Below are 18,656 nucleotides of genomic sequence, written 5' to 3'. Positions count from 1 at the left end.
ATGGACGATTTTGCCCTTGCGCAAAAACGCGTCTTGATCAGACAAGATTTGAACGTGCCGGTTAAAGATGGTGTAGTGACTTCGGATGTGCGTATTCGGGCATCATTGCCAACCATTCAGAAAGCGTTAGATGCCGGTGCAGCGGTTATTGTGATGTCACATTTAGGTCGCCCGACTGAGGGCCAAGTGGAGGCTGAATATTCGCTAGCACCAGTAGTGAAGTATTTACAAGACGCTTTGCCAGTCAATGTTACGCTGGCAACCGATTATTTATCAGGCGTAGATGCTAAGCCGGGTGAAGTGACTGTGCTTGAGAATGTGCGCTTTAACCTAGGTGAAAAGAAAAACGAGGGTGCACTGGCTAAGCAGTATGCTCAATTGTGCGATTTATTCGTTATGGATGCCTTTGGTACTGCTCATCGCGCACAGGCGTCGACTCACGGTGTTGCTAAATTTGCTCAGGATGCCTGTGCCGGACCTCTTTTAGCGGCTGAACTTGATGCACTGGGTAAAGCGTTGGAAAACCCTAAACGTCCATTGGTTGCTATTGTTGGCGGCTCAAAAGTATCAACTAAGTTGACAGTGCTTGAGTCTCTGGCGGATAAGGTGGATCAATTAATCGTTGGCGGTGGTATCGCAAACACCTTTATTGCAGCCAAAGGCTATGGCGTTGGAAAGTCATTAGTTGAAATGGATTTGGTTGATGAATCTAAGCGTTTAATGCAACAAGCAGAACAACGTGGCGGTTATATTCCGGTACCGGTTGATGTGGTTACTGGCAAGGAGTTTTCTGAATCAGCTGTAGCAGAAACAAAGGCGGTTGCGGATATTAGCGCTGACGACATGGTGTTTGATATTGGTCCACAATCGAGCAAAGAATTGGCCGCCATTTTAGCAAACGCAGGGACTATTGTTTGGAATGGTCCGGTTGGCGTATTTGAATTTGACCAATTTGGAGCAGGAACAAAAGCACTCGCAGAGGCAATTGCTGCAAGCCCAGCATTCTCAATTGCGGGTGGTGGTGATACCTTGGCAGCGGTAGATAAATACGGAATTGCAGAAAAAGTATCCTATATTTCAACCGGTGGCGGAGCGTTTTTAGAATTTTTGGAAGGAAAAACCCTACCCGCGGTAGCGGTTTTAGCCGAAAAATACTGATAAACTATACAAAATAACAATAATAATACTGATTTAATCTTTGACCCTACACGCCTCACAGGCAATACAAAAGGAGTAGTCACATGGCGTCTGAAGCGCAATTGGCGATGCTTGAAAAAGTGAAGAATAACGCAGGATTTATTGCTGCACTTGACCAAAGTGGTGGTAGTACCCCGAAGGCCCTCAAGCTCTATGGAGTGAATGAGGATGCCTACAGCAATGACGACGAAATGTTTGCCGCGGTACATGCAATGCGCACACGTATTGTTACTAGCCCAGCATTCAACGGATATCGTGTAATTGGCGCAATTCTTTTTGAAAACACCTTAGATAGAACTATTGAAGGCAAACCATCATCGCATTATCTCTGGCAAGACAAACAAGTCGTACCGTTCTTAAAGGTTGATAAAGGTCTTGCAGATGAAGAAAACGGCGCTCAGGTCATGAAGCCAATGCCTGACCTCGATGCTTTATTAGCAAAAGCTAACGCACAGGATATCTTCGGCACCAAAATGCGCTCGGTGATCAAGATGGCAAATCTTGATGGTGTTAAAGCGGTTGTCGAGCAGCAATTTGAAGTTGGTAAGCAGATCATGGCTGCTGGTTTGGTTCCGATCATTGAGCCTGAAGTCGATATTAACAGCCCGCAAAAAGCCCGCGCCGAAGCGATGCTAAAGATTGAACTACTGGCGCAACTGAACATGCTAGCGAATGACCAGCTAGTGATGCTGAAATTGACCTTACCTGAGGAAGCCAATTTTTACCGTGAACTTGTTGAACACCCCAACGTGCTTAAAGTAGTGGCGTTATCCGGCGGCTACTCGCGTGAAGAAGCCAATGAGCGCTTATCGGAGAACAATGGAATGATAGCATCTTTCTCTCGAGCGCTTACTGAAGGCGTTTCCTATGGTCAAACAGACGAAGAGTTCAATGGCACATTGGACGCGACTATAGAAAGTATCTATCAAGCGTCGTTGACCTGATAAATAACCGTTAATCACAATGAAAAGGAGCTTGTACGGCTCCTTTTTTTTGGTTCGCGTCATGTATTTAAAGTTAAAGCCTAATGTTGCCTAAATATTTTGGTGCCCCGTAAGACTGATATTTAGCGATTTGGTCGTTACTTTTACTAAGTCATACATTGGAACCTTATTCCACATAGAGACATTTAGGTTTCAAACCATTCGTCACAAAGAGCATAAACTGCATTCAGTTTGGTCTATAGTTGTACAGTTATTCGCGTGCAGGAGAGGAAGATGCGAACAGCTACAATTTTTATATTGGTATTCGCAGTCATTTCCGTTCAAGCGAAGACTCTACAAACATCCCCGGACCAGCTAACTTTGTTACACAATAGGGCCAAGATACAGCTGCCCAATGATACTGCCTTGCAGTCGGGTGATTGGTATGCCAGCTTGGATGGACTCAAACAACCACAGCAGGTCATGCAAATTCAACTTTGGTTAGAACAGTTAGCCAACAACTCAGTGCCGAGTGTTGCCCAGCGTCAATGGGTGGCATCAATGAGTACCGATACACGGGAGTTGGTGATAGCTAACCCCGACCATCCGCATGCATACTTAAGCGTTGCGAACTTGGCCAAACAAGCTAAAGCAGCCCAGTATATATGGCAAGTAAATAGTCTAAAAGCCATGCTTGAGCACGATTGGCAACGAGGACGATTTAGTTGGCAGGAACTTTTAGTTAATCCAGCATCAGCACAAACTGATGCCCTTGTGCAGTGGATAAACAGCCTCTCTATTGCAGAGGCACAAGCTGTTGCGTTGCATTTTGAAAACTACGGTTTGGACTACATTGAAGGTTCCAACCGCATCCTCGCGACAGTCGCGCTGAGAGGAGGCTCCTCATTTCTCACGGAGAAACTTCTGCAGCGCACTCCTGACCAGTATTCCTATTGGTTTATCCAACAGAGTGGAAACTTTTTCACTGATTATGAACACATTTCTCAGTTAGGCCTTGCACTAAGCAATCCGGCATTGAGTTCTCAAGCACTAAATTTATTAGCTAAAAAATACAGCATGGATAGGCAAGCACAAGAGCACCTTGAACAAGCGATTAAAAATCCGGATTTGCAGTGGCAGGCAGTGGCAGCTTTGGCGTTTATGCCAGAGAATAGCTTTCGCAGTGTGCTCGTCGAACAAATCGAGCATTACAATTTGCCCAGCAAAATACTGCTTGAACGATTGCCCAGCGAAGGAGCTGCAAGATGAGAAACATCGCTTGTGCAGCTTTAGTACTTCTGTCGTCGTGTGTATCCGCGAATACCCTGACTTACACTAATACAGAAACAGGAAGCAATTTAATTCCACTCGGCTACGATGTGCCAATTCCAATTGATTCTTTGACCCCTATCGACGGTTTCCGGACTTATCAAAGTCTTAACCTGCGTCATCAACAATTGGCGGCAGCTAGCCAGAGTATCGCGCCGATCCAAGTGGGACAAACGATAGAGGGATTGCCGATTTGGGCTTATCAACTCAGTGATAGCGATACTGAAAAGCATAGTGGAGGCCTCGAGGGGAGTGCATTGATCAATGGTGGGATCCATGCCAGAGAATGGCAATCACCGGAAGTGACAACTGCGATCATCGAGTATTTGGCAGCACACGAAACTGATCAACATTTAGCCCAATATTTATTGGAAAACCTTAACCTACTGGTCATCCCGGTACTTAATATTGATGGCTACCTGCAAACTCAACGACACCCCAATCAGGTGACTAATACTCAAGCGTCGCCGCGTGATGGGCGTATGCGCCGCAAGAATATGCGCAGCGTGGATACGTCATTAGACACTGAATTTGATAATTTGAACGGCATCGATTTAAATCGTAATAACGCGCCCTATTGGGCAACGAATCCACAACGTAGCTCAAATGATCCCAACTCTATTGTCTATCACGGCTTAGGCCCAGCCTCTGAGCCTGAAACCCAAGCGCTACAGCAGGCGGCGGTTGAAGCTGGCGAGGCAAGACTGCGTTTTTATACCGATGTGCATTCTTTCACTCAAGTGTATTTTGCTCCGTACACAAGCAATATCAGACGTAATGAGATATTGGACCGGTTAGCCACAGTCATGCGCCAAGCAAATCGCGACCCGCAAACGCAGCGGGTAAAATACGGTTACGCACCTTCATCTTCTGGTTCTGGGATTGGAGCGACGGATGAATACTTTGCGCTGACCTACGATATACCGGCTTACACGTTGGAATTGGAGCCGCAAAACTCTGGCGCTGATTACGGCGGCTTTGGCGTGTCGCACGATGGCTTTATATTACCTGCGAGCGAAGTAGCACGGATGCGCGAAGAGAAAACACGGGCAACGACGGCGGGTTTGTATGCAATGACTGATGTTCCTTACACTCAACGTGTGCAGGTTTGGGATGCGAATGCCGACACCTTGCTGATCGATCTTGAATGGCAGCAAAACGGCAATCAACGCCAGTTAGTGACGTTGCAGGCCAATGAGTTAGCCGCACAAACTGATTATCAACTCAAGGTGGTATTCAATAAACCCATGCGCTGGCTCAATGATGGTGGAGTGGCTGGGTTTGGCTCGTTAAGTGACCCATTAGATATTACGTTGCGCTGGCTTGGCAATCGCAGTGTCGGCGAAGCCGCGTGGGATATCGATACAGCTAGCGGGCAATGGCTAAGTGAACAAGGGTTTGCTAGGTACAAAACGGATACTTTCAGTGTTGGATTCACGCTAGATAGCGATTTTGTATGGTCTGAATTAACCCGCTTAGCGTTAGAAATTGAGACTACGGATTTTGCTGGTCAACGATTGGACACGGATCCCGCCACAATGGTCGATTTCCAATCAGGCGCATGGCAAAACTATGAAAATACCACGGGTGATGCCACAACCGACCGTGGCGGGAGTGATAAATCCATGCGCATTATTGATGATGGCAGCGATTTATTTGCACCAGCGCCTACGCCACCAGCACCTACGCCAAACCCAACACCAAAACCTAGTCCAAGCAGCGATAGCGGTGGTTCATTTGGAGGGATTTTAATACTTTTAGTTGGATTTTTAGGACAACGGTGGTTGCGCTGCGAGCAGCACTGAAAAATGAGAAGTTAAAGAGCATATACTGGCAGTTAGCTTTACACAAATTAAGGAAGTTCGTGACCGTTAAAACCAATTCCTGCGGTGTGCCAAATTCAGATTCTCATCTCTGCAAAAGCAAAGGTCTGGTTCGTTTGTGACGCAGCCGTTTATGCGTTGACAACTGAATGTCAACAACGAGCCATAAACCGAATAGTTCGTTGTATGTCGGCAATGAGGGCGAAAGCGGACGTTCGACTTGAGAAGGGCTATGGTTAGTTTGTACGTTTTGCAGACACTGAGTTAATTTAAAACCTAGGATCTGCTTATCGTGCAAAGCGGACACTTACCAATAAAGAAACACTCTAAAATTTTGTTGAAAACAAATTGGAGCTTTTGAGACAAACCGGAATCTCAAGATATTCTAATTTTGATCGATTATTTATTAATTTGTGTGTTCGTTCCGTGCCAAATGCGGTCATTTCTCTCTCAAAGAAAGCTTGCTTTACTGCTGGAGCGGTCAGTCAGACTTGATTTATAAAAGAGCTGTCGCATCGGCAAATACGAAATAGGTAAATAGAATTTAGCTTTTTTGAATTAAGCAGGATTGTCTTGAGACCAAAGTTGAAAAAATAATTAAAAAGTTACTTTGATTAATTTCGGTGACTAGACTAAAAATAAAGAAAGCGCCTCGTGTCTCTTACACAAAGCGCTTTTAATGATTTAACTATCCATATTCTTGTTATGGGCTATCCTGTACAACACAGGCAACACAATCAGCGTTAGCAAAGTTGAAGAAATTATGCCACCAATGACCACCGTCGCTAACGGTCTTTGCACTTCAGCCCCTGTACCAACATTCAAAGCCATTGGAATAAAGCCGAGACTGGCGACAAGTGCGGTCATCAAAACAGGACGCAATCGCGTAATGGCCCCTTCAACAATAGACGTGATGAGGTCCCCTGTTTCTTCAAATTGTTGCTTTATAAACGACAACATCACAAGACCATTTAGCACCGCAATACCAGAAAGCGCGATAAACCCCACGCCTGCGGATATCGACAATGGCATGTCCCTTAGCCATAGTGAGAACACCCCGCCCGTCAATGCAAGCGGAACACCGGTAAATATAATAATCGCATCTCGCAGCGAGCCAAACACCACCACTAACAGCACCAAGATGACGAACAAGGTGGCAGGCACCACCAGAGATAATCGCTGACTCGCGCTTTCCAACTGTTCAAAGGTGCCGCCATAGTCGAGCCAGTAGCCTGCTGGCAAATCTACTTGTTCAGCTATTTGGGTTTTAGCTTCATCAACAAAGCTGCCCAAATCGCGATCACGCACATTGGCGGTGACGACTACTCGTCGCTTACCATTTTCTCGGCTAATTTGATTAGGGACGGTCGAATAAGCTAATTCAGCCACCTCCGACAAAGGCACAAAACCGCCATCGGGTATCGTAATAGGAATATTCCCAATTGCCTCTAAATTACTTCGCGTTTGCTCATCAAAGCGCACCATTAATTCAAAACGACGGTCTCCCTCAAATATCAGCCCTGCACTATTGCCCCCTACTGCTGATGCTAACCACGTCTGCAAATCCGTCACATCTAAGCCATATCGCGCCAGAGCAATGGGCTTGGGATTAATAGTAAATAAAGGGATATCGTCGACTTGTTCAAGTCGTGCGTCTGCTGCGCCATCAATGGACTGCAACACACGAAGTATGTCGTTAGCCGAGGCGACTAAGGTATCTAAATCATCCCCAAATACTTTGATGCCTAAATCTGAGCGGACGCCGCTTATCAATTCGTTGAAACGCATCTGAATGGGTTGGGTGAACTCATAGTTATTACCTGCCACTCCTTGTAAGTCTTGCTCTAACATTTCGACAAATTCGGCTTTCGAGAGATTGGGGTTAGGCCATTCATCACGTGGATGTAACATCACAAAGGTGTCGGTCACATTAGGCGGCATAGCATCGGTCGCTACCTCGGCTGTGCCGGTTTTGGCAAACACGGTTTTCACTTGCGGATAGCTCATGATTTTATCTTCAAGTGTTTTTTGCATCGACACGGCTTGTTCAATCCCCGTGCCGGGGATGCGCATAGCATGAAGGGCAATATCGCCTTCATCAAGCTGCGGAATAAACTCCGTGCCCAGTCGCGTTGCCATTACAACGCTGACCACCACAAGTGATGCCGCGCCCGCCAAGACAAACCATCTGAATTTAAGTGCGCCGCGCAAGATAGGTCGATACACCGACTTGCCCAATAAAATGATAGGGCTTTCTTTTTCACTGACTTTACCTGTCATAAACATGGCAACCGCCGCAGGCACAATGGTGATTGAGAACACCATCGCTGCAAGCAGTGCCATAATGACGGTCGCGGCCATGGGATGGAACATCTTGCCTTCTACGCCAGTTAATGAAAACAGCGGAATGTACACGACCGTGATGATGAGCACACCAAACAAACTAGGCCGTATCACCTCATTCGTGGCTTGAAAGACCAACTCTAGGCGCTCTTTTAGTGGCAACACGCCACCTGTGCGCTTTTGGGCTTCGGATAATCGCCTAATGCAGTTTTCTACAATAATCACAGCGCCATCGACAATCAGGCCAAAATCCAGTGCGCCTAGGCTCATCAAATTAGCCGATACACCATAATTGACCATGCCCGTGACGGTGGCGAGCATCGCAAGCGGAATTACAGCGGCAGTAATAAGCGCCGCACGAATATTACCCAGCAATACAAAGAGCACCACAATGACCAGTAATGCGCCTTCTACGAGGTTTTTTTGCACTGTATCAATCGCTTTATCAACAAGCTTTGTTCGGTCATAGACCGGGTCAATCACGATCCCAGTGGGCAGGCTTGCCTGTATGTCATCTACCTTGTCAGCGACTGCTTGTGCGACAGCGCGGGAATTACCGCCCACAATCATCATCGCGGTGCCCAGCACGGTCTCTACCCCTTCTTGCGTTGCTGCGCCGGTTCGAAGCTCTTTGCCAATTGCCACGCTGCCAATGTCTTTCACCATAACAGGAATCGAATTAACGCGTTTGACCACCACGTTTTCAATATCGCTAATGGTCTGTAACTGCCCTTGCGAACGAATCAGTATTTGCTGCCCATTACGCTCGATAAAGCCTGCCCCTTGATTGGCATTATTGCGCGCTAAGGCTTCATGAACATCAGCAAGACTTACCCCAAAGTTGAGCATTTTGAGTGGCTCAGGGTTCACATGATATTGTTTTACATAGCCCCCGATAGCATTAACCTCAGTAACGCCTTTTACTAATGAGAGCTGCGGTTTTACAATCCAATCATGGATTTCTCGCAGAGCCATAGCATCATAGGCCTCGCCATTTTCTTGCTGAGCGTTTTGTTCGGCGCGAAGGGTGTACATGAATATCTCGCCGAGGCCAGTGGCAATTGGTCCCATTTCTGGCTCTAAACCTTGCGGCAGTTGACTTTTTATCGCACCTAATTTGGTATTGATAAGGTTGCGCGCAAAGTACAGGTCGGTGCCTTCATCAAACACCACCGTGACTTGCGATAAACCATAGCGCGACAACGAACGGGTGTAAGATAGATTAGGTAAGCCTGCTAGCGCAGTTTCTACCACAAAGGTAATGCGCTGCTCGGTCTCAAGCGGTGAGTAGCCTGTTGCTTGGGTATTGATTTGCACTTGCACATTGGTGATATCAGGTACTGCGTCAATGGGCAGTTTGTTATAACTGAAAAAGCCCAACCCCATCACCAAAAAGGTCAGCATCAGCACCAAACCTTTGCGCTCTATGGAGGTCCTTAATATGGATTCAATCATACAAGTGCTCCTCTATCGCAATGGCCATCACTATCAGCAAGGCAAGCATTTATGCGTTGGATTGGAAAGTTCAGATGATTAATGATCATGTCCTGCCTCCGATTTTTCCAAGTCGGCTTTAAACAGAAAACTGTTGTTCACAACCACTACATCCGATACTGCAATACCGCTTAATACTTGAATGTTATCAGCGTCTTGTTTCCCTAGCCTGACAGGCTCAGGGTGATATTCATCACCCTTTTTAACAAAGACCACGGTGTTTCCTTCGTATTCTTGTATCGCTGCTTTGGGTAACATCATAGAAACATCAAGCGTATCAATCGTGATACTGCCTAAAACAGCAGCACCAACCGGCCAATGTCCGGACGTATTGTCAATTTTGGCGTAAGCAAGTACGTAAGGTTGCTCATCGGGTGAGGGCAAGATATGACTGATAACGGTATCAAATGTTGAATCGGCTAGTGTGAGTTGCACAGCCTGTTGCTCTGCGACTGTACGCAGTTGATTGGGAAACACTTTAAGCTGCGCCCAAACGCCGTCGTAATTCGCTAAAGAGAAGAGCACTTGTCCATTAGACAATTCACCTTCGTTCGCATGTCTGGCAATGACGGTGCCAGCAAAGGGGGCGGTAAGTGAATAGCTTTTAAGGCTTTCATTGGATTCAACTACAGCCAGTGCCGCACCTTTTTTTACCTTGTCGCCTAAATTAGCATTGACGCGTGTGACCACGCCATCAAATCTGGCGCGAATATGACTGAGCGAGGCAGGATCGGTCACAACATTACCATACACCGTCTTGGTAATGTTAAGGGTGCCTGCACTTACCGCTTGCGTCGTTACACCCACTTGTGCTGCCATTTCTGGGGTCATGGTTACAAACTCATTGCGATGCTCATCTTTTTTCTCATCGTCATGGTCGCCCTCGCCACTGATGGCAGCAAAAGAAATGAGTAATGCGCTTACCAATAAGGCAGCTCTGCATGAGGATAAAATAGTGATGGTTAGTGTTGAACGTTTCATTTTGACACTCGCTGAAAATTAGGGACTGATGATGTGGGTAAAGCAGACTGCGCCGATGTTGCCGAAGTGCTAGATAACGGCGTTGCCGTTAACGATTCAATATCAGCGGCTCGCTGATGGGCTTGTCTTGCTGAGTGAATAAGGGCTTGTTTTGCATCAAGCAGTTCTTGACGCGTACTCACCCACTCAAGGTAGCTAAAGCGACCATCAAGGTAAGCCTGCTCCACCAGTGTCAAGGCTTGCTCAAGTGGAGGAATAATTGCACCTTGCAATGTTTGTACATTAAGCAGTGCATTATTCCTTGCCATGAGCGCCGTATTGAGTTGGTGATAAAGGGCTAAGGCAGCGCCTTGTCGTTGTTGGTCTATTTGATCAAGCACTGCTTTTTGTTGCTCGTACTCGCCCAAGTTTCGCTCGCTAGCAAACAAGGGCATGCTGACCCCTGCCACAAAGGCGGTTTCATCAATACCGTTTATACGCCGAATGCCCGCTGTCCAATTCAAGTCAGCTTGATTGGCCGATTGCGCTAGCCTGACTTGCGCCTCTTGCAGTCGATATTCCTGTGCAAACACATCAATGTTTGGACTATTGGAAACTTGCTCAAATAAAACCGAAAGAGAGGGCGATGCTGACAATGCAAACAAATTGCCTTCCACTTTAGTAAAGCGCGGTGCTTGCTCGCCCCACATAATGGCGAGGCTTTTTATCATCCCCACATGGGTTTGTTTGGCCGTGAGTACATCAAGTCTTGCACGCGCCAGTGCCGCATCGGCGCGTTGTTGTTCAAACGCGGGGGATGCGCCTGCTTCAACACGTTTTGCAACCGATTGATAAGTGTATATCGCTAATGCTTGTGCTTCTTCATACGCTTCAATTAAGGCTTGCTGCGCCAACGCATCCACATAGCGTCGGGTGACCTCAGCGAGGATATCCAAAGTGCGGATTTGCTTTTGTGCATCAATCACTTGTGATTTGGCGCTAGTAAAGTCACTTCGCGCTTGCAGTTTGTCTCCAAACTCAATCACCGACGATAAGCTCAAGGTAAGCTCGGTTTCTTTTATGCCAGAGACCTCACCAGTACCCAAAAAGTTTTCAAGCTCAATACCGGCGTTTAATTCAGGTTTAAGTGCTGCTGTTTTTAACTCACCTACGAGCGCTTGCTGCTTAAAGGCAAATTCATGCAAATAAGGTGCATTTGCCAAGGTGCGCTTGATGGCACTTTCTAAGCTAATTGACCTTGTTTCGCTGTTGCTTTGCATTTGCGCATGGGCAGGCAAATACGCAAAAACAGCCATACTACATACGCTCAAGGCACAGGTGCGCACCGAGCGTTTCAATGATAAAAATGTCATTGTTTACATCCTACTATGTCAAAAAATATTTCCCGCTATCAAGATAGCGAGCCAAGATTTGAGATAACTAGGAGGTGTATTTGGGTGGCCTAAGCAAGCGCGAGATTGGGGCGTCAATGACTTTTGACAGGTAGAAAAAGGCGTGACCTTCGTTGACTAAAAATGGTTTGAGACTTGATGCATCCCCTACCCACTGAGTATGAGAGCCATGGCAATGTCCGCAGTGATGGCAATCTGCTGGATTGTGGAAATTATCGTCTGAAGCAGAAGCATTCTGCGACGGCTGAGCATTGTCAGGCGCAATGAGTGCATGAGGATGATGGCCGTCGTGCTCATCATGATTATGTACTTCAGACAAATGCGTAACATCAAGCGAATGAAAGTCCAATAGACTGGCGACAGCCGTGAACGACTGACATAACATCAGCATGATCACTAAATAACTCGTCGCTTTTGTTTTAAACATCTATTACTGTTCTTCCATAGTTTATATTGCGAAGCATAGCATAATGCACACGACTTATCTGTGCACGAATCTTGCTGTTACTTGTTGTACTGCTAAAGCGCATCTGCCTCATCTCTGCACGCCTCATCAGCAAATTCAAATTCAATGGTTGTATGCACAAAATCATAATCAGCGAGAGACGCTCTAAGCGCCTCTTTTAACTCGCTCATGGTTTGCAATGAAATATTCTGCGTTAACTGTATATGTGCAGTCATCACATTGTGCTCACCGTCAAGTGACCAAATGTGGAAATGATGCACACTGTCCACGTTATCACTTTGTAATAAAATATTGCGCACCTCTTCTAATTGCTTCTTATCGGGTGTGGCCTGCAAAAACAATAGTACGGTCTCTTTTAGATTACGGCCTACGTTAAATAAGATAAAGAGTGTAAAACCAATCGATAGTATCGGATCGAGTATCGCCCAAGGCTTAAACATCAGCACAATCGACACAATGAGCACTGCTACCCAACCCAGTACATCCTCTAACAAATGCCAGTTAAGCACTTTTTCGTTAAGCGTACTGCCACCGCTCAGTTTGTAAGCGGCAAAACCGTTGACGGTAATACCAAAAATGGATAGCAGCAACATACCTTCAGCTTGCGGCATTTCAGGGTTAGATAAACGCGGAATGGCTTCAAACAAAATCCATACCGAGCCTGTAATCAAAACCAGTCCATTGATTAATGCACCTAGTAATGAAAAGCGCTTATAGCCATATGAAAAAGTCTTGTTAGCCTCTTTATCACTCAGTTTGTTTAAGCCCCATGCCGTGCCGATTGACAAGCTATCGCCTAAGTCATGCACCGCATCGGCCATAATGGCCGTGCTATTGGTGAGCCAACCACCAATAAACTCGATGATGGTAAAGACCACATTAAGAAAAAACGCCCAACCGATGCGTTTGGATGCTTCACCCCCGTGTGAGTGATTGTGGTGATGACTATGATTGTGACTGTGCATGCTTGATCTTATCTAATATTATTTGGTTACTTTGGCTGATAGGTAGCGGTTTGAATGGGCTAATGTTAGCACCGCCTGTATTACCATTTGGAATAAAACCTACGGCAGTTTTTGTAAATGCGCCGATAAGCCTTAAGATTTGACCTAAGCATTCTTTTACATCGCCATGTTTGAGTCCGTGTTTGAGCATGTAATAATGCGCCACACAATGAAGTCTTGTGGAATGTTGTCCAATGACATGCACATCTTCTAAGTGTTGAAATGCGTCTTTAGCTCTACCTTCGGAAAGCGCGTTCGAATATGCGTTAAGCTTTTCTTGTACAAATGGTTTAGCTGCTTGATAAAAAGTCACGGCTAGCCTCCTGATAATGTTTTCACATTTTGATTTGCATTTAATTCTTGTGTGGCGTCTTTGAGTATCATCCAAGCACCACGTAGCACAACGATTGAAACAATCATTCCAATGATTAAATCTGGCAAGCGACTATCAAGCCATAGCACTAATGCACCTGCTGCAATCACGCCCATATTGGCAACCACGTCATTGGCAGAAAATATCCAACTGGCTCGCATGTTTACATCACCGTCTTTGTGCTTGCGAATGATCAATAAACAAATCACGTTTGCCACCAAGGCTACTGCTCCCATTCCCATCATAAGATAGGACACCGGCTCGCTACCCATAATCGAGCGACGAATAATGTCGATGAGAATAATCATGCCAAGCATTAATTGAAAATACCCACTGACTTTGGCTGCCTTGGCTTTGTGAATAATGGATTTACCCACGGCATAAATCCCAATGGCATATACAACGGCATCTGCAAGCATATCCATTGAGTCAGCGATTAATGCCGTGGAATCAGCCAACAGCCCTGCGGCTAGCTCAATGATGAACATGGCAGCATTGATAGCTAATAGCCAATAAAGTACACGTTTTTGTGATTTATCATTAATCGTGACTTCGCATCCACATCCACTCATATTGCCCCCCAGCGCTATTATTTAGACACAGCATAAAGTCTATACATGGTATAGGGTCAAGCCTTCTTAATCATTTCTTTGTAATTTGGTTTTTTTAGCGCCTTTCAAGCCAAGCGCAACAAACAACAGCCCGAATAACACGGTGATTGGATGCACTAGCAAGCTATGAAGCATATTGATATCAGAGAAGAAACCGTGCGTGAGTGACACAATTGTAATTCCCAATCCTAGTAACACAAAAAATACTTTCATAATGAGTCCTCTTGTTAATGACATAACTTGTTAATGAAAAAATTCGTTTGCTTTACAAGCAGTAAAGCGAAGTATAAAGTCTATACTTAGAATAGAGTCAAGAGTGGATGTGTTATGAAAATTGGTGAGTTGGCGAAACGCTCAGGTTGCAGTATTCAAACAATCAGGTTTTATGAGCGTAAAGGTCTATTATCCAAGCCTGAGCGCACACAAGCTAATTACAGAAGCTATGATAAAACCTTGTTGGATGAATTGATTTTCATCAAGCAGTGTCGCTCGCTAGACATTTCAATGAAGGAAATTGAAACCTTGATCCACAATAAGAATAATCCAGAGCAAAGCTGTACTAGTGTTAATAAGCTCATAGACGAGCACATTTGCCAAGTGAACGAAAAAATAAAGGAGTTATCCTCCCTTAAGTTAACACTTGAGCAAATGGCTCAGTCCTGCGATGCCAACAAAACAATCAAAGAGTGCGGTATTTTGAGTGAGCTTAATGGGAGTTGATGTGGGTTTATAAAAACTGATATGCCGCTATACGAACAAACCTGCAATTCAAAAAGTGCTTACGATTTCAAAAAAGCCCAGCATCCGCTTTAGGTAGAAAGCGACCATTGAAATTCTAAAAATCGAACAAAGCTGGCTGTCCGGTTATTGTCTTCAGGAGATCCTCGATTTCTCGAGGATGACGGGCTGTAAATTGTATTCAGCAGACCTTCAGTTCGACGTAACTCAAGACCTGCTCATCGCTGGACGTAGATATTTTGTCACTTCAATGTCAGCAAAAACGGTACAAACTGAAAGATTAGAAAAGCTTTAACCGTTCATATCGAGCTGACTCATGATGAATCTTATCGTCACCCATCAATCACCAACTCTAAATCTAACGCTGCAAAATAGGCTTTTTCCTGCTCTAAGTCCGCTTGAAAAATGGGTTTTTCGTCGATCCAGCCTTCAGGAAAACGTAACGCTAAGGTCTTTCCTTCACAGCCAAGTTGAACATCAGGTAAAAAATCAGCTTGGCGTTTTATGTTGAGCAGCACCGCGAGTCGTATCAAAGCAATCAGACGCAGTACTTTTTTACTATCGAAAAGGTCAAACTCTGGAATATCCTCAGTGCGGATCTTTTTGCGTTGTAGGCGCACTAAAGTGGCTAACAGCAGTTGTTCTTCTTGGTTGAAGCCAGGCATATCGACATTTTGTAAAATGTAGGCACCGTGACGTTGAATACCTCTAGAATTGATTTGTAAACCGACCTCATGCAGTAAGCTAGCCCAGCCCAACATGCTGCGTAGGGTGTCGTCTGTTAATTTCCACTGTTCAGCACAGGCATCAAATAAACTTAATGCCATGCCATGCACGAGGGCGGCTTGTTCGGTATCAACATCGTAACGCGTTGCTAAGCTCTGGGCTGTACGACTACGAATATCATTATGTTCCAGCGATTCACTCATTTGATAGAGCACACCCTCGCGCAAGGCTGCCGATGAATACTCCATGCTTTCAATATGCAAACTCTTAAACGCTGCGATTAAGACCGCAAGACCCGCAGGGAAAACCGGCCGTCTATCTTCTGAAAGGTTCGGCAGACTTAACGCGTCAATATGTTTCGCTGCGATACAGTCAGCCTTGAGCTTTTTCAAAAGTTTTAAGGTGATAGGACTGTTTTTGTCCGGACTTTCTTGGCACAGCGCATGAATGGTGCGGATCGTCCCTGAGGTACCAATACATTGTTGCCACCCCATGCGCCGATACTTAATATCAATCAATTCAAGTGACTGTTGTGCAGCAGTCACTGCGCGGTTGAAAGCGCTTTCGGTTAGCTTTCCGTCAGCAAAGAAGCGCTGGTTGTAACTTACGCAACCCATTTGCAAGCTGCGACAAAGTTTAGCGTCGAAGCCTTCGCCAATCACAAATTCAGTTGAACCGCCGCCAATATCAACAATTAAGCGCTGACCTTCGGAATGCTGTGTGTGCGCCACACCGCTATAGATGAGGCGGGCTTCTTCTGGACCAGAAATTATCGCAATTGGATAAGGGAAAACGCTGCGCGCTCGGGCTAAAAATACATGTGCATTTTTAGCTTTACGCAAGGTATGAGTAGCGACCACACGCACACTGGCGCGTTCGAATCCACGTAAACTTTCTGCGATAACCGCTAACGTATCTATGCCCCTTTGGATGGCTTCCTCGGTTAAATACCCGTCAATCAAGCCGTCAGCCAAACGAACTTTCTGCTTAACGCGATGCACAATTTGAACTGAGCCAGCAACGATCCGAGCAACCACAAGATGGAAACTATTGGAGCCTAAGTCTAACGCCGCTACTTTTTCTGCATCACGGACTTCGATGTCATTCAGGACATTATCGATCGGCGACATATTTTTCTTCTTGTTTTAACAAGTAATCATATATTTCCATTTGCGAGCGTAACTTTTTGCGGTTACCTCGCTTCACATAATGATTTTGTTGCTGTTCATCGATAACCCGTGCTTTTAGGGTATCTTTAAACTGGATCTCCAAAATATCAATAAGCTGCTTAATCAGTTCTGGGTCGTAAATGGGACAACCAACCTCGATGCGGTTATCCATATTACGTGTCATCCAATCGGCAGACGAGATAAACACCTTTTTATCACCAGCGTTTTCGAACACCATCACGCGGGGATGCTCAAGAAAGCGATCAACAATGCTGATAATTTGGATGTTTTCGCTGAGGCCTTTTTTGCCTGGGATCAACGAACACATGCCACGTACGATCCCTTTAATCTTTACTCCTGCCTGGCTGGCTCTATAGAGATCGTCAATCAATTCCTTATCAACCAGATTATTGATTTTAAAGGTGATGGCGCCTTTAGCTCCTTGATTGATATGCTGAATTTCAGAGCGGATCAAGGACTGGATTTTAGTGCGCGCGTTCAACGGAGATATTTGTAGATGCTGAAACTTGTACCGTCGGTAAGGATAATTAATTAGGTCGAAGACATTCACAGCTTCTTCGGCAATCTCTTGATTACGGGTAAATAATGAAAAGTCAGTGTAGATCTTGGCTGTTTTTTCATTGAAGTTGCCGGTTCCGATATGTGCGTAGTGCACCAACGCACCTTTTTCTTCGCGACTGACCACACAGAGCTTACTGTGGATCTTCAAAGTAGGAATACCCAAAACCACCCGGATCCCAGCGTCAGTCATGCGTTTTGACCATTCAATATTGGCCTCTTCGTCAAAGCGAGCGCGAAGCTCAACGACGACGGTGACTTTTTTACCATTGTCGACGGCATCAATCAGTGAATTGATGATCCGCGAATGGCTGGCTACCCGATAGATATTGATGCGGATCACCTTGACGCTAGGGTCGAAGGCCGCTTGACGAACAAATTCGGTAAAGTGTAAGAATCGATGGTAGGGGTAATGCAAAAGAATATCTTTGGCCGTGATAGCATCAAAAACAGTATCGTGCCCCGCAAATGCTTGGGTATTGATCGCCGGCATTGGCGGATTTTCCAGATATTCGCGGCCAACATTTGGAAAGCCAATAAAGTCTTTAAAGTTACGATAATGTCCTGCTGCGAGTACCGTGTCGAGGCGACTTATTTTTAGGCGCTTGCGCAAGTCTTTTGACATATCCTCTGGCATTTCTTTGTCATGAATAACGCGCACGGGTTCGGCAATCATGCGCTGCTTCATACTCTCCGACATTTTTTCAACATAGCTTTCGTCAATTTCGTCGTTGATGGAGTACTCAGCATCACGGGTAAGTTTAAACGAGAAGGCTTCAAGAGAGTCATATTTTACGAAGCCGCGGAAAATATCATCCAGACACAACTGAATGATGTCGTCGACCAAAATGATATGTTTCTTTTTTCGACTTTTTTCCGGCGGGATCACGACAAATCGCGACATTTCTCCGGTAGGTATCTGAATTACTGCATACTTAGTATTGCGATTTTCACGGCGAATAGCGACGTACAAATAAACCGATGTTCCATTAAGTCGGTCAAGCAGTTGGGTTTTGTTATCAATCAATATGGGCGCAATGTGGCGAAGAATTTTATTGCGGAAAAGGTCGCGTAGCCATTGGCTTTGGTATTCCGTTAGATCTGGTTTGCGAATGATATTAATGTTGTAACGTGCGAGTGTTTTTTCAACATCACGATGAATTTCATTAAATTTAGCCGATAGTTCAACAACCTTAGCTTGAATATCCGCCATTAGTTGGGTTTGGCGTGCGGCTTCATCTTCGTTATCTTCATTTAACGCAATAGTGATTTGGCGCTTAACATCAGCCGCACGTACACGGTAAAACTCGTCCAAGTTATTTGAGTAGATTCCGAGGAAGCGGATCCGCTCAACGATGGGGTTGTTCTTATCTGCGGCCTCTTGCAAAACTCTTTCGTTAAATGAAAGCCAACTCAATTCTTTGGGATAATACAGTTCGTCGTCCATCATATTGATCATTGCTCTTGATTATTCATCGCTTACTATTTTATAAATCAACAATTATCACT

At 45.4% G+C, this 18,656-nt stretch carries 15 protein-coding genes; 5 read left to right on the top strand and 10 right to left on the bottom strand.

Features of this window, described 5'->3' with window-relative positions; all coding sequences use genetic code 11:
* The 4 genes from CSH92_RS02585 to CSH92_RS02570 all read left to right on the top strand — a co-directional run bounded on the left by CSH92_RS02585 (position 1) and on the right by CSH92_RS02570 (position 5,254).
* Positions 1-1,158 (top strand): phosphoglycerate kinase, encoded by a 1,158-nt coding sequence (locus CSH92_RS02585; protein WP_100656297.1) that lies wholly within the window; start codon positions 1-3, stop codon positions 1,156-1,158.
* Positions 1,159-1,241: 83 nt separating this feature from the next.
* Positions 1,242-2,141: a fructose bisphosphate aldolase gene (locus CSH92_RS02580; RefSeq protein WP_100656034.1), complete on the top strand. Its 900-nt coding sequence runs from the start codon at positions 1,242-1,244 to the stop codon at positions 2,139-2,141.
* Between the two features lie 273 nt (positions 2,142-2,414).
* Positions 2,415-3,389, top strand: a complete 975-nt coding sequence (locus tag CSH92_RS02575) for a hypothetical protein (protein ID WP_100656033.1) — start codon at positions 2,415-2,417, stop codon at positions 3,387-3,389.
* A complete protein-coding gene (locus CSH92_RS02570; RefSeq protein WP_100656032.1) occupies positions 3,386-5,254 on the top strand; it encodes a M14 family zinc carboxypeptidase in 1,869 nt (622 codons plus the stop codon). Before CSH92_RS02575 ends, CSH92_RS02570 begins: the two co-directional genes overlap by 4 nt.
* A 702-nt stretch (positions 5,255-5,956) precedes the next feature.
* Here CSH92_RS02570 and CSH92_RS02565 read toward each other — a convergent pair.
* The 8 genes from CSH92_RS02565 to CSH92_RS02530 all read right to left on the bottom strand — a co-directional run bounded on the left by CSH92_RS02565 (position 5,957) and on the right by CSH92_RS02530 (position 14,148).
* Complete coding sequence (locus CSH92_RS02565) at positions 5,957-9,070, bottom strand: efflux RND transporter permease subunit (protein WP_100656031.1); 3,114 nt, start codon at positions 9,068-9,070, stop codon at positions 5,957-5,959.
* Between the two features lie 78 nt (positions 9,071-9,148).
* Positions 9,149-10,090: an efflux RND transporter periplasmic adaptor subunit gene (locus CSH92_RS02560; protein WP_100656030.1), complete on the bottom strand. Its 942-nt coding sequence runs from the start codon at positions 10,088-10,090 to the stop codon at positions 9,149-9,151.
* Entirely contained in the window at positions 10,087-11,442 is a 1,356-nt protein-coding gene (locus CSH92_RS02555) for a TolC family protein (RefSeq protein WP_100656029.1), read from the bottom strand. The genes CSH92_RS02560 and CSH92_RS02555 overlap by 4 nt, the downstream gene beginning before the upstream one ends.
* 67 nt (positions 11,443-11,509) lie before the next feature.
* Entirely contained in the window at positions 11,510-11,908 is a 399-nt protein-coding gene (locus CSH92_RS02550) for a hypothetical protein (protein ID WP_100656028.1), read from the bottom strand.
* Positions 11,909-12,000: 92 nt separating this feature from the next.
* A complete protein-coding gene (locus CSH92_RS02545) occupies positions 12,001-12,912 on the bottom strand; it encodes a cation diffusion facilitator family transporter (RefSeq protein ID WP_100656027.1) in 912 nt (303 codons plus the stop codon).
* Entirely contained in the window at positions 12,893-13,264 is a 372-nt protein-coding gene (locus CSH92_RS02540) for a DUF3703 domain-containing protein (protein WP_100656026.1), read from the bottom strand. The genes CSH92_RS02545 and CSH92_RS02540 overlap by 20 nt, the downstream gene beginning before the upstream one ends.
* 2 nt (positions 13,265-13,266) lie before the next feature.
* Positions 13,267-13,896, bottom strand: a complete 630-nt coding sequence (locus tag CSH92_RS02535) for a cation efflux transmembrane domain-containing protein (RefSeq protein ID WP_100656025.1) — start codon at positions 13,894-13,896, stop codon at positions 13,267-13,269.
* 66 nt (positions 13,897-13,962) lie between these two features.
* Positions 13,963-14,148 (bottom strand): hypothetical protein, encoded by a 186-nt coding sequence (locus CSH92_RS02530; protein ID WP_100656024.1) that lies wholly within the window; start codon positions 14,146-14,148, stop codon positions 13,963-13,965.
* A 114-nt stretch (positions 14,149-14,262) separates the two neighbouring features.
* Here CSH92_RS02530 and cadR point away from each other — a divergent pair, with 114 nt between their 5' ends.
* The gene (gene cadR, locus CSH92_RS02525; RefSeq protein WP_100656023.1) at positions 14,263-14,655 is read left to right on the top strand and encodes a Cd(II)/Pb(II)-responsive transcriptional regulator; all 393 of its coding nucleotides are present in this window, start codon (positions 14,263-14,265) and stop codon (positions 14,653-14,655) included.
* A 350-nt stretch (positions 14,656-15,005) separates the two neighbouring features.
* Here the strand turns inward: cadR and ppx are convergent, their stop codons facing one another.
* Entirely contained in the window at positions 15,006-16,529 is a 1,524-nt protein-coding gene (gene ppx, locus CSH92_RS02520; RefSeq protein WP_100656022.1) for an exopolyphosphatase, read from the bottom strand.
* On the bottom strand, positions 16,513-18,597 hold the full coding sequence (gene ppk1, locus CSH92_RS02515; RefSeq protein ID WP_100656021.1) for a polyphosphate kinase 1: 2,085 nt from the start codon (positions 18,595-18,597) through the stop codon (positions 16,513-16,515). The genes ppx and ppk1 overlap by 17 nt, the downstream gene beginning before the upstream one ends.
* Positions 18,598-18,656: the final 59 nt, after the last annotated feature.

Source organism: Neoalteromonas flava, assembly GCF_002807685.1.
Taxonomy (GTDB): Bacteria; Pseudomonadota; Gammaproteobacteria; order Enterobacterales; family Alteromonadaceae; genus Alteromonas_E; species Alteromonas_E flava.
This window is presented reverse-complemented; position numbering and strand designations above follow the sequence as displayed.